Here is a 15,067-nt window from a genome sequence, read left to right as displayed (position 1 = left end):
TATGAAATTACGAACTCGTATACAGTTATCAACAACTGTTGTATTAATTGTTTTACTTATTATAGCGAATACGTCGATTTATTTGATTTTTCAAAATAGAGCAATTACGTCGGAGCACAATCGTTTGGTAAATACCTCCTATAATATTATAGAAGAGTTGAATAAAAATAAAGATGCCTCTATGCAACAAGTATTAGAGGCGTATTTAATAAGCGATGGTATTATCCGTACCGTCGATGGAAAGGGTCATCCGATTAGACAAGTGACAACGGATGATGATTATTTGGATATAAAGAGTATGTATAATGATGATCAAATGGAAGATGTCTTTTCCTATGAAGAATCTATGTTTGTAAGTGTCTCCATTCCTACAATCGATGAAAATGGAGAAGTTATTAATTTACAACTAGTCGAAAATGTTGATTTTCTGTTTGATACGATTCATGAGTTGAAATGGGTATTAGTATTCGCAACGATTATTGTCATTATTATATTATTTGTAACGAGTGGTTTTTTAGGCCGTGTAATTTCGTTACCGATTCAACGTCTTACGCAAACGATGAAAACGATTGAAGAAGAAGGATCGTTTGAACAAATTACAATCACGAACCGTACAAAAGATGAATTAACGGAAATGGCGATGACATTCAATCGAATGATTAGTAAGTTAGAAGAAAGCTATACAAAGCAAGAACAGTTTGTATCAGATGCTTCACATGAGCTTAAGACGCCTTTAACGGTTATTGATAGCTATGTGAAATTATTGAAACGCTGGGGGAAAGAGCGTCCTGATATATTGGAAGAAGCGATTGAAGCGATTGGATCGGAAGCGAATCGAATGAAGTATTTAACCGAGCAATTATTACAATTAGCAAAATCTGAAGAGATTATTGAAAATGAAAAAGAAGTGGTCAATATCGTATCAATCGTCGAAACAACCATTCAAAGATTGCAGCAGGCTTTTGCGCATGACATTTATATAAGGAATGAACAATCGACCATTCAAATGAAAATACATGAACAAAGCTTTATTCAATTACTCGTTATTTTATTAGATAATGCGAAGAAATATAGCGATGATCATATTACTGTGGAATTGAAAGACAAGAAAGACAGTGTAAACATTAGTGTAACGGATAAGGGCGTTGGAATTCCGTTAGAAGCTCAAGCGCATGTTTTTGATCGATTATACCGTGTGGATAAAGCGCGAAGTCGTAAAACGGGAGGGGCTGGTTTAGGGTTATCGATTGCAATGCGTATTGTTGAACAGCATGGTGGGCATATCACCTTAGAAAGTGTCGAAGGAAAAGGGGCGACTTTTACGATTATCTTGCCTAAATAGGAGGTGTAGATGGTGAAAGTGAAGATTGTATTAATTGTGTTTATTGTTTTAGGGTTGTCATTTACTTTATTTCAAGTTTTTATAAAAGATTCTCCTAAGATGATTTCTCAACAAGATGCTGAACAAATTGCAACGAAACTATACGGTGGAAAAGTGTTAAATACAACAGTAGATGCTGAAAAGGACAATTATCAAATTTCGCTTGAAAACGATCAAGGAATCTATGATTTGTATGTAAATGGGCAAACGGAGAAAGTTAGCAATGTCCGACTTGTTGAGAAGAAAGAAATCGCATTAACTGTTGATGAGGCGAAAAAGAATATAGAAAATGAACTAAACGGCCGCGTACAGGAGATTAAACAAATGGATAAGGAAGGTCGACCTTTTGTAGAAGCTATTGTAGAGAAAAATCAAAAATACTATCAGGTTGAGTATGATTTAAATGAAAAAAAGATAATAGCTAATCATGAAGTGAAGGAGCAAGTGGAAACACCTGTTATTTCAAAACAAGAAGCAAAAGAAATCGCATTGAAACAATATAAAGGGGAAGTTACGAAGATATCTACAGTGGAAACTGCAACAGGTACACACTACAAAGTAACCATTGATGGTCAAAAGGCAGATGCTAATGTCTATGTGCAAGGACATACAGGAGTTGTATCCTCTATCTCGGTTAACTCTAAGCAAGATGATGATGAGGATGAAGCGGATGATGATAACGACGACGAAGATGCAGATGAAAATGAAAACGAAGATGACAAAGATGATGAAGATGACGACGATTAAATTCAAATAAAGATAGATTTGTCCACAAAGATATCCACAAGTTACCCACAAATGAAAAAGTCACTGTGACATTTAAGCCTGAGTTCTAAAAAGAACTCAGGCTATTTGTCGTATATTTCGTGTGAGAAAACATGACATATTTAATTTTTATAATTGTATTTTGTGGTAGGCTAAGGAAAATATCTGTTGGTTGGTATCATCTTTTTTTACTGGAGGTTTTAGAATGCATAAACAGAAGCTGGTGTTGATTGGGAACGGAATGGCGGGCGTACGCTGTGTTGAAGAAATTATAAAAAATGCCCCCGATACTTATGATATTACGGTTTTTGGAAGCGAACCGCATGTTAATTATAATCGAATTTTATTATCGACTGTATTACAGGGCAGTACGTCATTTAAAGATATTGCAATAAACGACCGCAATTGGTATGAAGAGCATCGCATTCAGTTGTTTACCGGAGAAACAGTTGTGCAGATTGATATAGAGAAAAAAATGATAAAAACAGATAAAGAAAGAGAAGTAGATTATGACAAGCTTATTATTGGAACTGGTTCTGTTCCATTTCTTATTCCTATCCCAGGCGCAGATAAAGAAGGAGTTATGACATTTCGTACAATTGAAGATTGCCAAAAAATGATGGAAGGATCGAAGCGCTATAAGAAAGCCGTTGTAATTGGCGGAGGGTTATTAGGATTAGAAGCGGCAAGAGGGTTATTGAACCTTGGGATGGAAGTGAGTGTTGTTCATATTGCGAGTCATCTAATGGAGAGACAGCTTGATTCAACAGCGGCCAATATGCTGAAGAGGGAATTGGAAGCTCAAGGGATGAATTTTCTGTTAGAAAAAGAGACTCAAGAGATTTTTGGTAACGATCGTGTAGAAGGTTTACGTTTTAAAGATGGAACGGAAGTAGAAGCTAACTTAGTTGTGATGGCCGTGGGTGTTCGTCCTAATATTCAGTTAGCGAAGGAAAGTGGAATCGAAACAAACCGTGCAATCGTTGTTAATGACTATTTAGAGACGAATATACCTGATATTTACGCTGTTGGTGAGTGTGTGGAACATCGAGGGATGGTCTACGGTCTTGTAAAACCTCTTTATGAGCAGGGGAAAGTACTAGCAAAGCAGATTTGCGGTGCACCATGTGAAGGATATCAAGGCTCTGTACTCTCTACACAGTTAAAAATATCCGGTGTGGATGTATTTTCAGTTGGCCAATTTACTGATAGTGAAACGACGAAATCTATTACAGTTTTTGATGAGGTAGATGGGGTATATAAGAAGATTGTTCTTCAAGATAATAAAATGGTTGGGGCCGTCTTGTTTGGCGATACAAGTGATGGACCAAGATTGCTAGATATGATTCTTGAAAAAAGAGATATATCCGAGATGGAAAAAGTCGCACTGTTTCAATCATCTGAAGGAAATGAAAGTCAAGTTGCTTCCATGGCCCACGGTGATATGATTTGTCAATGTAATGGTGTGTCAAAAGGAGCGATTATTGAAGCGGTTCAAAAGGAAGGATTAACGACGGTTGAACAAGTGAAAACATGTACAAAAGCCTCGGGTTCTTGTGGAGGATGTAAACCGTTAGTAGCGGAATTATTAACGTATATTCAAAGTGACTCCTTTGATGAAGTGATTGAACAAAAGACTATGTGTTCTTGTACAGCGTTAACGGAAGATGAAGTGGTACAAGAAATACAGCAGAGAAATTTTACCTCTATACAAGAAGTAATGGATGGATTGAACTGGGAGAAGTCAGAAGGCTGTGCTATATGCCGTGCTGCACTACATTATTATTTAGGCATGATTTATCCGGAATATGAGCGTGAACAAGAAGCTCTGCTTATAGCAGATCAGATGAATGCTACTTTGCGACAAGACGGTACGTACTCTGTTACCCCGCAAATGTATGGGGGGATGACAACCGCAGAGGAATTAAGAAAAATCGCAGACATTGTAGAGAAGTATCAAATACCAAACGTTGCTGTAACAAGTGAACAAAGAATTCATTTAACCGGAATAAAGAAGGAGCAGCTGCCGTATGTCTGTGCAGAATTGAATATGTCGTTACGTTCTATTGATCAACATGCAGTCCAAAATGTAAAAGTAGAGTTAGGTGAGGGTACGTGTCAATGTAATCAACATCCAGCTTTTCAATTGGCTGTTGATGTAGACAAGAGATTAGAATTTCTAAAAACGCCTAATCAGGTGAGGCTGAGTATCGCTTCTTGCTTGCATAACGGTGAAGAAGCGTTAATAAAAGATATAGGATTTATTCCTATTCATAGAGGATGGGAAATGTATGTTGGTGGAAATAGCGGGCGTAATGGGCGTGTTGGCGAATTATTATATGTTGCCGAGACAAGCGAGGAAGCACGAGAAATGATTAGTGCTTTTGTTCAATATTATCGTGAAACGGCTAATTATTTAGAATATATAGGACAGTGGGTTGATCGAATTGGTTTAATACACATACGTGAAGTGTTGTTTGCAAGAGAGTTTCGCAATCAACTCTGTCAGCGATTAGAATTTGATATTTCTCAACGTAAACCCAATTTAGTGAAAAGTCATTGAGGAGCGATGGATTTTACAGTTGAAAGAGCAATCATGTCAGTAAAAAAGGAGCAAAGGCTATGACTGAAATGTTATTAAAATACTTTCGCAATCAACAAAAACAAGTGCAGTCGGAAAAGCTATATGATACTCAATGTCCATATTGTAGTATGCAATGTAAAATGCAATTTGTCGAACAAACGATTGTCACGAGAAAAAAGTATATGACTATTGGAAAAGACAATCCGACTTCTCAAGGACGCTTATGCATAAAAGGAATGAATGCTCATCAGCATGCTTTGCATCATGAGCGAATTAAATATCCTTTATTAAAAGTAAATGGAGAATTTACTCGCATTTCTTGGGAGGAAGCGTTAAATCATATTAAAGAAAATTTCACGAAAATTCAATCTGAAGATGGGATGAATGCACTAAGTGTATATGGCAGCGCGTCGATTACAAATGAGGAAGCTTACTTATTAGGGAAGTTTGCACGCGTAGCATTAAAAACCAAATACATTGATTATAATGGGCGCTTATGTATGTCGGCCGCAGCTTCTGCCGCTAGTCAAACCTTTGGGATGGACAGAGGTTTAACGAATAGTTTATCGGAAATTCCATCTGTACAGTGTATCATTTTAGCGGGGACAAATATTGCTGAATGTCAACCGACTATCATGCCTTACTTTGAAAAAGCGAAAGAAAATGGCGCGTTTATTATTGCGATTGACCCACGAGAAACGGCAACAACGAAAATAGCAGACTTACACTTGAAGGTTAAACCAGGAAAGGATGCTGCTTTAGCCAATGGCTTATTAAAGGTGATTATTGATGAAAATTATGTGGATGAAACATTCGTTCAAGAAAGAGCCAAAGGCTTTACGGAAGTGAAGGAGCATGTTTCTTCTTTTACCTTGGAAGAGATTTCAGAATGGACGGGAGTTCCTGTAGCCGACATCCGTAAGGCTGCTACGATGTTTGGAAAAAAAGAAACGGGCATGATTTTTACAGCAAGAGGGGTTGAACAACAAACGGATGGATCTATTGCCGTTCGTAATTTCTTAAATATTCTAATTGCTACAGGTAAACTTGGAAAATGGGGCTGCGGTTATGGAGCTATTACTGGACAGAGCAACGGTCAGGGAGCGAGAGAACATGGTCAAAAAGCAGACCAACTTCCAGGATATCGTTCCATTGAGAACGAGGAACATCGAGCTTATATTGCGAGTGTGTGGGGAATCGATCAAGACGAGATACCTAGAAAAGGTGTATCTGCTTATGAAATGATGGAGAAAATTCATGATGGCGAGATTACAGGGATGTTTTTAATGTGTTCTAATCCGATTGTTTCAAATCCTAATGCCAATTTCGTAAAAAAGGCATTAAATAAGTTAAAGTTTCTTGTAGTAGTAGATATGTTTATTTCAGAAACTGCTAGATTGGCAGATTTAATTTTACCTACTTCATCTTATTTAGAAGATGAGGGGACGATGACAAATGTCGAGGGGCGAGTCACGTTGCGGGAAGCGAGCTGGCCGACTCCGGGAGAAGTGAAGCATGACTGGCAAATTATTTGTGAGATTGCCCGTGTGCTTGGAAAAGGGGAGTATTTTTCGTTTTCATCCGCTGAGGAAGTTTTTAATGAATTAAGAGTAGCAAGTCGGGGAGGGATAGCAGATTATTATGGAATAACGTATGAGCGTTTGAGGAAGGAGGGCGGTCTTTTGTGGCCTTGTCCAACACTTAATCATAAAGGAACAGATCGGTTATTTGAACAATCATTTGCCCATTCTGATGGCTTAGCGTCTATGGTGACTGTACCAAATAGACCTGAAGTCCCGAAAGAACAGTTAAGTGAAGAATTCCCGTTGTACTTAACAACAGGAAGAGTGATGTCTCATTATTTAACAGGTGTACAAACGAGAAAAAGCTCTTCGCTTTCAGCTAGGAATTTCGAATCTTATATGGAAATCCATCCAAATACCGCAAGAAAGTATGATATTCAAGATCAATCTTTAGTGAAGATTGAATCTAAGCAAGGAAGCATTATTGTTAGAAGTAAATGGTCAGAAACAATTCGGCCTGATACCGTTTTTGTACCATTTCATTGGGCTGATTCGCAAAATGTGAATTGTCTTGTTTCGGAGAAGTTAGATCCTACATGCAGGATGCCAGGTTTTAAAGTGAGTGCAGTAAAGATAGCTCCAGTTGTGTAAATAGAAGCTAAAATGAAAAAGAACCATGAGGAAAGAAGATGGAGGCTGATAGCCGAAGTCCTCTTTTTTTATGGAATCGTATTAATGAATGGGGCTTGTGAACCTTATTCCTCCTGTGAGTAGGAGATGAGGGTAGAAAAACTATTTTTAAAGAGCGTAGGATTACGCTGGTAAGTTATAAAGAGGCTAAAAAAGAAATGGGTGAACAAACTAAGTATTATAGAGTGGGAGCTTTGGAGATGGGGAGGAAGTGTTATGAATATAAAGACAGCGAAAGTGAGGGGGGGTTATTACCCCTCTCTGCATCTAAGTCATTTTGCTCTTCCGGTACACGTGCCGGTTTATCCCTGAATGGATTTAATTTAGAAAGTTTAATTGGAAGTGAAGCGAAAGATGAGGCGTTATTAGATGCTATTTGTAACGTATGGACTGTACATGTAGATCCGCGCATTATTAATCTGACGAAAGAACCGAGCAAACTGCTATAAATTGCGAAGAATAGGGCTGTCTTATATGAAGGAGGAACGAATAAGAGAAAAGCCCGGCTTACTTGCTTATTCTCTAGTTGGATAAGTTAAAAATCAATAGAATAAAATAAGGTAACTCATGGAGGTACAAGCCTCTTATAAGTTACCTTATTTGTTTTGCCTTTCTTTATAATTAAGCCGTTTTTTCTTTTAGAGATAAGGCTCTTTTCCATGAGTGTTGGGCTACTATTAGCAGAATAAGAGCTGCGATTCCGATGCAAGCATAGACGGTGAATCCGGCTGCATATGTACCGGTAATTTGCTTGAGTGAGCCAAGTAGATTTGGAAGGAAGAATCCGCCTACGCCTCCTGCTGCCCCGACAATACCGGTAATAACACCAATCTCTTTTTGAAAGCGTTGAGGCACTAGTTGGAAAACTGCTCCATTTCCCATTCCAAGACACATCATCCCTACAAATAATAATATCGTGACGAGTGTAAGAGATGGAAGGGTGCTAATTCCAAACATACATCCAGCAAGGATGATAAATAAGAATTTTAATAGCGTTGCTCCACCGATTTTATCAGAAATAAAACCACCAATCGGGCGGACAAAGCTGCCAGCGATTACACATAATGTAACAAAATCTCCTGCCTGAATCTTGGATAAAGCATATTGATCAACGAAGAAGATGCTTAAAAAGCTGGTTAATCCAACGAATCCACCAAATGTTACACTGTAGAGAAGACAGAAATACCAAGTGTCTTTTAGTTTGAAAACAGTTAAATAATTTTTAAGCGGCTGTGGCTTAGGTTGTGTAGGTGGGTTTTTGGCAATAAATATATAGGTGATTAAAACGAGTGTGAGTGGAATTAAGGCAATCCCCATTACTCCGTTCCAGCCAATGTTTTCTGCTAGGCGTGGACCAAACAACGTTGCGAGAACGGTTCCGCTATTTCCTGCCCCGGCAATCCCCATTGCTAACCCTTGTAAGTGAGGAGGGTACCAGCGGCTTGCCATTGGAAGTGCTACTGAGAAACTTGCTCCGGCGACACCGAGTAATATTCCGATAAAGTAAAGTTCTGACATGGAGTTTCCGAATAACCATCCCCATAATAGAGGAATCATAGTGACAAGCATTCCGCCAATTGCTGTTTGTCGCGGGCCGATTCGATCTGTTAAGACACCGAGTATTAATCGAAAGAAAGAACCGGCAAGAATAGGAATCGCTACAATCATCCCTTTTTCAGCGGGAGATAAATTAAAATCTTCAGTGATATACACACCGAGCGCACCGAGTAACACCCAAATCATAAAACTAATGTCGAAATATAAAAATGAAGCGAGCAAGGAAGGTGCGTGACCGGCTTTGGTTAAACTTGATAATTTCATGTGTTAGTCTCTCCTTTTTAAATATTGATTAATGCAAGTATATAGTTTGGTATAAGGGTCTGCTATACTTGCGTAAGGAAATCTAACATCTTTTTTGAAGGTGCATCTCTTGCTCTTTCTGTATGGTTATATTTGTGAATAGTGTCGATTTATATGATATTTTGTTTATACGTGTCGAAAGGTTATGAAGCTAAGAATTAAACATTACATTATTATTTATCAGAGCTTTGCATGAAAATAAACCAGTAAAGGTACTGGGTGCGTTATTTGGGCTACAAGAGAAAACTATCGAAGCTTATAAGTAAATGGATTAAAATTCTTCATTTCTTGATAAATTAAAATGTATAGTGGTAATCGTGATGTTGATATAGAAGGGATTGTTTGTTTCATATAGAGTCTTCATTTATAGTTTTTGATACCAAATTGTGCATTTAATTGACCTTGTAGCATTTTCTTGCGAATAGCTTTTTGTTCTTCTTTTTTCTTTTCTTTTACTATTTCTTGTCGGATTTCAAATGTTTGGACACCGTCTTCGATTTTATTGGCTATTTCCATTAATAGCTCCACATCTGAAAAAGAATACTTACGGTTCCCGCCGCTTGATCTTTCAGGGAAAATAAGTTTTCTTTCCTCGTAATACCGAATTTGCCTTTCTGATAAACCTGTTAATTCGCGCATAACTCCGATAGAAATAACCTTTTTATCTTTATAGGATATATCTTTATCCATTTTCATTCACCTCGAAAAGAATAATTATTTAATTCTTCAAATTTATTTAATTTTTCAGATTTAAATAAATTATACACTATTTATGACAGAATTGTGTCATTAAATATAACGTAATGAGAAATTTGGTACATTGTCCATAAAAAATACTTAATTTATATAGAAAGGAGTTATATTTAGAAATCTCTGTGGAGAACCAACTTCTTTAATATAAGCGGTACTCTGTGAAGGGAGTACTTTGTAAAAATGATGTCAGATTTACTAACAATACTGTGGAACATTCTTGTTAAGCTGTTTATAATTTGGACTATATTCATTTCCAAAATTGATTGGGGGACCTTACATGTCAAAGCAAAAAATCGTATTAATCGGGAATGGTATGGCCGGAGTTCGATGTATCGAAGAAATGTTGAAAATTCAACCAAACCATTTTGAAATAACCATTTTCGGAAGTGAGCCTCATCCGAATTATAATAGAATCCTATTATCCAAAGTATTACAAGGTGATACGACGATTGATGATATTACTTTAAATGATTGGAATTGGTATGAAGAGAACGGTATCCAATTATATACGGGTGAGACAGTGACACATATTGATACTGCGAAGCAAGTCGTTTATTCCGATAAAGATCGTGAAGTTCGCTATGATCAATTAATTTTGGCTACAGGGTCGCTTCCTTTTATTCTCCCAATTCCGGGAGTGGATAAAGAAGGCGTAACTGGCTTTCGGGATATTCAAGATTGCGAAAAGATGATGGAATATTCTAATAAATACAAAAAGGCAGCTGTAATCGGTGGGGGATTGTTAGGTCTTGAAGCGGCGAGAGGTCTGTTGGATTTAGGGATGGAGGTTGACGTAATTCATCTTTCTGATTATTTAATGGATCGACAGTTGGATTCAGCAGCTAGTAAATTATTGCAAAAGGAATTAGAAGGTCAAGGCATGAACTTTTTACTTGGAAAAAATACGCAAGAAGTCATTGGTAACACACATGTTGAGGGGCTTCGTTTTAGTGATGGGGAAGAAATTAAAGCTGACTTAGTAGTAATGGCGGTTGGAATTAAGCCTCATATTCAACTTGCTATAGATAGTGAGATTCCAGTTAATCGAGGAATTATTGTCAATGATTACATGGAAACGAACATCCCGAATGTTTATGCAGTGGGTGAATGTGCAGAACATCGTGGTGTAGTGTATGGATTAGTTGCTCCGCTTTATGAACAAGGGAAGGTATTAGCGAAAAGAATTTGTGGAATAGAAGGAGATCCGTATGAAGGAACAGTGCTTTCTACACAATTAAAGGTTTCAGGTGTGGATGTCTTTTCGGCGGGGGAAATTTTCGAAAGTGAACAGACAAAAACAATTAAATCTTTTAATGATTGGGAGGGAACATATAAAAACATCCTTATTCAAGATGGGAAAATAATAGGGGCCGTCTTGTTCGGCGATACAAAGGAAGGCAATAAATTACTAAGTTTCATTAATAAACGTGCAGACGTTACAGAATATTTGGAAGCGGAAAAAGGGGAAGAAGCAGGTGCTAGTCTTGTTGCTACAATGCCTAACGAGGAAATCATCTGTGGATGTAATGGTGTTACAAAAGGAGATATTGTTCAAGCGATCGAGTCTCAAGGGTTAACAAGTGTTGAAGAGGTCAAAGGCTGTACGAGTGCTTCGAGGTCATGCGGGGGCTGTAAGTCGTTAGTTGCTGATCTTTTAGAATGTACATTAGGGGATGCATTTAGTAAATCGAATCAAAAGGAACCAATTTGCAGTTGTACAACATTATCTAGAGATGACGTTATAGCTGAAATTCGCGAAAAGAATTTGACCCATACTCGTGAAGTGATGAGTGTTCTAGGATGGACAACGAGCGAAGGGTGTTCTAAATGTAGACCAGCTCTGAATTATTATTTAGGTATGGTTAATCCGCTAGAATATAAGGATGAAAGAGAATCTCGTTATGTGAATGAGCGTCTTCATGCCAATATTCAAAAGGATGGTACATTCTCTGTTGTACCAAGAATGTATGGAGGAGTTACAAATCCAGATCAATTACGGAAAATCGCAGATGTTGCAGATAAGTACAATGTTCCATTATTAAAAGTGACCGGTGGACAGCGAATTGATATGTTTGGTGTGAAGAAGGAAGACCTTCCAAAGGTTTGGGCAGATCTTGACATGCCATCCGGTTATGCTTATGGAAAAACACTTCGAACAGTGAAAACTTGCGTCGGAGAAAGCTTCTGTCGCTTTGGTACACAAGATTCTATGAGCTTGGGTATTGCTCTAGAAAAGAAACTCGAGCGTGTAGGCACACCGCATAAGTTTAAAATGGCTGTTTCCGCTTGCCCGCGTAACTGTGCAGAATCAGGAATTAAAGATCTTGGTGTTGTTGGTGTAGATGGTGCATGGGAAATTTATGTTGGAGGAAACGGCGGTACGCATTTAAGAGCAGCGGACCTATTATGTAAAGTAAAAACAAGTGATGAAGTGATTGAAATAACAGGTGCCTATTTCCAATATTACCGTGAGACGGCTGTCTATTTAGAAAGAACTTCCGTATGGGTGGAGCGAATGGGTCTTGATTCTATCAGAGCCGTTATTGAAGATAAACAAAACCGAATCGAGTTAAATCAACGGTTAGATGAGGCATTATCTGTATTACAAGATCCGTGGAAAGAAGCGCTTAACAGCGATAGAATCTTAAAAGATTTATATCAGAGTGTGAAAGTGCCTGCGGGAGTCAAATGAAAAACGAGGAGGAAATGACTATGGAAAAAACCCTTCAACGAATCAAGGTTGCAACAGTGAGTGAATTACCAAAAGATCTTGGGAAGACGGTACGTGTCGGTTCTCACGAAATTGCGCTCTTTCATTTAGTAAATGGCAAAATTCGAGCGATTGAAAATCGTTGTCCTCATAAAGGGGGCGTGCTTGCGGAAGGAATGGTAAGCGGAGAGCATGTTTTTTGCCCAATGCATGATTGGAAAATCAATGTTTGCGATGGGGAAGTTCAAAAACCAGATAGAGGATGTGTAAATACATTTAAGGTTGAGATAGAAAATGAAGATGTTTATATTGTTCTAGATAAATAGTAATATAGACAGATAAGAATATAGGAAAGAGGGAAGTCTACGATGACGTACGTACAGCCAGAACAAGTTGTGAAAAATATGGTTCAAGCAGGAGCGGCTAAGTCGAAGCTTCCCATTCGAGACCTTGTAATAAGAGGGGCATTAGCCGGGGCACTTCTCGGCTTTGGCACCACTCTAGCCTTTACTGCAGAAACACAAACACAAATGGGGATTGTAGGTGCACTACTTTTCCCCGCTTGTTTTGTGATTATTATTCTTCTTGGACTAGAATTGGTTACAGGGAATTTTGCTTTAATTCCTTTAGCCGTTTTAGAAAAGAAGGCAACGTGGCAAGGAATGCTGACCAACTGGTTCTGGGTAATCGTTGGCCATGTTATTGGCGGTTCTTTTTATGCAATGTTATATGTAGTTGCCGCTACTCATTTGGGGCAGGTAACGGATCATGCTGTGGCCCAAAAGATTATTCAAGTTGCTGAAGCAAAAACGCTAGGCTACTCAGCGTTAGGAACTACAGGATTGCTTATTGTTTTTGTAAAGGGGATTCTTTGTAACTGGATGGTGGCGTTAGGGGCTGTTATGGCCATGACATCACAAGCAACCCTTGGAAAAATCGTTGCGATGTGGCTGCCTATTTTACTGTTTTTTGCCCAAGGATTTGAACATGCGGTCGTCAATATGTTTGTTATACCCGCTGGAATGATGTTAGGTGCGGATATTACGCTGTCTCATTGGTGGTTGTGGAACCAAATCCCAGTGTTGCTTGGGAACCTTGTTGGTGGTTTGTTATTTACTGGACTTGCTTTATACGTTACATACCGAAGTCAAGAAGTGAACAAAGGGAAAGAACAGGTGAAGAACAATAAAGGCAAGCGAGAGAGAATGGTAAGCTGAGGAGGGACAGCGAATGGGAAAAGTATACTTAGTTGGAGCGGGTCCTGGAGATCCTGACTTAATTACGATTAAAGCATTAAAGTGTATTCGAGAAGCAGATATTATTTTATATGATCGGCTAGTTAATAAATGTTTATTAGAGGAAGCGAAACCAGATGCTACACTTATTTATTGTGGAAAACTTCCGAATAATCATACGATGAAACAAGAAGCGATTAATGCTCTATTAGTTCAATGTGGAAAACAAGATAAAGTTGTCACCCGTTTAAAAGGTGGTGACCCTTTTGTATTTGGTCGAGGAGCTGAAGAGGCTGAGTCTTTAGTGGAGAATGGTATTCCTTTTGAAATTGTTCCAGGTATTACATCGGGAATTGCAGCACCGGCTTATGCAGGAATTCCCGTTACACACCGTGAGTATGGAAATTCATTTGCGGTTATAACGGGTCATGGTGTAAAAGGAAAGCCTGACGATATCAACTGGGAAGGGTTGGCGAAAGGCGTAGATACTCTCGTGGTTTATATGGGAGTCGGCAATCTATCATATATTTGTCAATCGCTGATTAATCATGGAAAGAGCACTGATACGCCAATCGCGTTAGTTCATTGGGGAACAAAGGCGGAGCAGCGTACGGTAACGGGTACACTTAGTACGATTGTAGAAGTTGTGAAAGAGAAAAAGATTGAAAATCCGAGTATGATTATTATTGGAGAAGTAGTGAAAGTAAGAGAGAAAATTGCTTGGTTTAAGGAAGCTAATTTAGTGGAATCTAAATGGTTTTTAGAAGAGGAAAGCGTATGAAGGCAGTCTTATATGTATGCCATGGCAGTCGAGTGAAGGAAGGATGTCAGCAAGCCATTGAATTTGTTCAAAAAACGCAACAATTAGTGCCAGTGCTGATTCAAGAAATTAGTTTTCTAGAATTGGCTCATCCGACAATAGAAGAAGGATTTACCCGATGTATTGAACAAGGAGCAACAGAAATAGCGGTTATGCCTGTTCTTTTATTAGCGGCCGGACATGTTAAAAAGGATATACCAGAAGAACTAGAAGTTCTACAAGCTCGTCACCCCCATGTGAAAATTTCTTTTGGCAAACCTTTTGGCGTTCATGAAAGAATTGTGGACATTTTATTAGAAAGAATTCAAGAAAAGACAACCGTCATAGACGAGAATACAGCAATTCTATTGGTGGGACGCGGAAGTAGTGATGCAGATACCATTCGAAATTTTGAAGAAATTATTCACCTTTTCCACAATAAAACTAACTTCTCTTATGTGGCGCCATGCTTTTTAGCCGCAGCTAAGCCTCGTTTTGAAGATTTGTTAGAAGAAACCCTTGCGCGAGATGTAGATTCCATTATAGTCATTCCGTATTTACTATTTACAGGTCTGTTAATTAAAGGTATAGAAAAAACAATTGATATGGTACAATCGGATAAGGATATTACTCTATGTGATTACTTGGGATTCCATCCATACCTTAGAGAAATTTTGGCAGACCGGGTGAATGAAGCGTTACAGCAAGAAGGAATGGTTTTAGCCCAGTACGCTTGATTATATACAGAGTGATGAACATGTTTAAGT

Annotated in this window: 12 protein-coding genes; 10 read left to right on the top strand and 2 right to left on the bottom strand. The window is 38.3% G+C overall.

The genetic code is table 11. The features are described from left to right. Window position 1: 1 nt before the first annotated feature. From D1953_RS04590 to D1953_RS04570, 5 genes are all read left to right on the top strand, one after another. The gene (locus D1953_RS04590; RefSeq protein WP_119115987.1) at window positions 2-1,342 is read left to right on the top strand and encodes a sensor histidine kinase; all 1,341 of its coding nucleotides are present in this window, start codon (window positions 2-4) and stop codon (window positions 1,340-1,342) included. 9 nt (window positions 1,343-1,351) lie between these two features. After that, window positions 1,352-2,128: a PepSY domain-containing protein gene (locus tag D1953_RS04585; RefSeq protein ID WP_119115986.1), complete on the top strand. Its 777-nt coding sequence runs from the start codon at window positions 1,352-1,354 to the stop codon at window positions 2,126-2,128. A 223-nt stretch (window positions 2,129-2,351) separates the two neighbouring features. Next, a complete protein-coding gene (gene nirB, locus D1953_RS04580; RefSeq protein WP_119115985.1) occupies window positions 2,352-4,709 on the top strand; it encodes a nitrite reductase large subunit NirB in 2,358 nt (785 codons plus the stop codon). 59 nt (window positions 4,710-4,768) lie between these two features. Beyond that, a complete protein-coding gene (nasC, locus tag D1953_RS04575) occupies window positions 4,769-6,904 on the top strand; it encodes an assimilatory nitrate reductase catalytic subunit NasC (RefSeq protein ID WP_119115984.1) in 2,136 nt (711 codons plus the stop codon). Between the two features lie 239 nt (window positions 6,905-7,143). Continuing rightward, on the top strand, window positions 7,144-7,392 hold the full coding sequence (locus tag D1953_RS04570) for a hypothetical protein (protein WP_142920435.1): 249 nt from the start codon (window positions 7,144-7,146) through the stop codon (window positions 7,390-7,392). A gap of 172 nt (window positions 7,393-7,564) precedes the next feature. On the opposite strand, the gene D1953_RS04565 is transcribed toward D1953_RS04570, so the two are convergent. Further along, entirely contained in the window at window positions 7,565-8,764 is a 1,200-nt protein-coding gene (locus D1953_RS04565) for a nitrate/nitrite transporter (protein ID WP_119115982.1), read from the bottom strand. A gap of 399 nt (window positions 8,765-9,163) precedes the next feature. After that, entirely contained in the window at window positions 9,164-9,493 is a 330-nt protein-coding gene (locus tag D1953_RS04560; RefSeq protein WP_119115981.1) for a MerR family transcriptional regulator, read from the bottom strand. Between the two features lie 340 nt (window positions 9,494-9,833). On the opposite strand from D1953_RS04560, the gene nirB (D1953_RS04555) reads away from it, so the two are divergent. From nirB (D1953_RS04555) to D1953_RS04535, 5 genes are read left to right on the top strand one after another with little or no spacing between them, the layout of a single operon-like run. Beyond that, window positions 9,834-12,248 carry a nitrite reductase large subunit NirB gene (gene nirB / locus D1953_RS04555; protein ID WP_119115980.1) on the top strand — a complete coding sequence of 805 codons (2,415 nt, stop codon included), beginning with the start codon at window positions 9,834-9,836 and terminating at the stop codon, window positions 12,246-12,248. A 20-nt stretch (window positions 12,249-12,268) separates the two neighbouring features. After that, window positions 12,269-12,592, top strand: a complete 324-nt coding sequence (nirD, locus tag D1953_RS04550) for a nitrite reductase small subunit NirD (RefSeq protein WP_119115979.1) — start codon at window positions 12,269-12,271, stop codon at window positions 12,590-12,592. 42 nt (window positions 12,593-12,634) lie between these two features. After that, window positions 12,635-13,483 carry a formate/nitrite transporter family protein gene (locus tag D1953_RS04545; protein WP_119115978.1) on the top strand — a complete coding sequence of 283 codons (849 nt, stop codon included), beginning with the start codon at window positions 12,635-12,637 and terminating at the stop codon, window positions 13,481-13,483. 13 nt (window positions 13,484-13,496) lie between these two features. Further along, complete coding sequence (gene cobA, locus D1953_RS04540; protein WP_119115977.1) at window positions 13,497-14,282, top strand: uroporphyrinogen-III C-methyltransferase; 786 nt, start codon at window positions 13,497-13,499, stop codon at window positions 14,280-14,282. Then, window positions 14,279-15,037, top strand: a complete 759-nt coding sequence (locus tag D1953_RS04535) for a sirohydrochlorin chelatase (protein WP_119115976.1) — start codon at window positions 14,279-14,281, stop codon at window positions 15,035-15,037. The genes cobA and D1953_RS04535 overlap by 4 nt, the downstream gene beginning before the upstream one ends. Window positions 15,038-15,067: the final 30 nt, after the last annotated feature.

It is taken from the genome of Peribacillus asahii, assembly GCF_003570725.1.
GTDB lineage: Bacteria > Bacillota > Bacilli > Bacillales > DSM-1321 > Peribacillus > Peribacillus asahii.
Note: the sequence above shows the minus strand (reverse complement) of the source record. Positions and strands in the feature narration are given on the sequence as shown.

Excerpts from the sequence above, each read along its gene's own strand:
- D1953_RS04590 (WP_119115987.1), top strand. The coding sequence starts at position 2 with ATGAAATTACGAACTCGTATACAGTTATCAACAACTGTTGTATTAATT.
- D1953_RS04585 (WP_119115986.1), top strand. The coding sequence starts at position 1,352 with ATGGTGAAAGTGAAGATTGTATTAATTGTGTTTATTGTTTTAGGGTTG.
- nirB (WP_119115985.1), top strand. The coding sequence starts at position 2,352 with ATGCATAAACAGAAGCTGGTGTTGATTGGGAACGGAATGGCGGGCGTA.
- nasC (WP_119115984.1), top strand. The coding sequence starts at position 4,769 with ATGACTGAAATGTTATTAAAATACTTTCGCAATCAACAAAAACAAGTG.
- D1953_RS04570 (WP_142920435.1), top strand. The coding sequence starts at position 7,144 with ATGGGGAGGAAGTGTTATGAATATAAAGACAGCGAAAGTGAGGGGGGG.
- D1953_RS04565 (WP_119115982.1), bottom strand. The coding sequence starts at position 8,764 with ATGAAATTATCAAGTTTAACCAAAGCCGGTCACGCACCTTCCTTGCTC.
- D1953_RS04560 (WP_119115981.1), bottom strand. The coding sequence starts at position 9,493 with ATGGATAAAGATATATCCTATAAAGATAAAAAGGTTATTTCTATCGGA.
- nirB (WP_119115980.1), top strand. The coding sequence starts at position 9,834 with ATGTCAAAGCAAAAAATCGTATTAATCGGGAATGGTATGGCCGGAGTT.
- nirD (WP_119115979.1), top strand. The coding sequence starts at position 12,269 with ATGGAAAAAACCCTTCAACGAATCAAGGTTGCAACAGTGAGTGAATTA.
- D1953_RS04545 (WP_119115978.1), top strand. The coding sequence starts at position 12,635 with ATGACGTACGTACAGCCAGAACAAGTTGTGAAAAATATGGTTCAAGCA.
- cobA (WP_119115977.1), top strand. The coding sequence starts at position 13,497 with ATGGGAAAAGTATACTTAGTTGGAGCGGGTCCTGGAGATCCTGACTTA.
- D1953_RS04535 (WP_119115976.1), top strand. The coding sequence starts at position 14,279 with ATGAAGGCAGTCTTATATGTATGCCATGGCAGTCGAGTGAAGGAAGGA.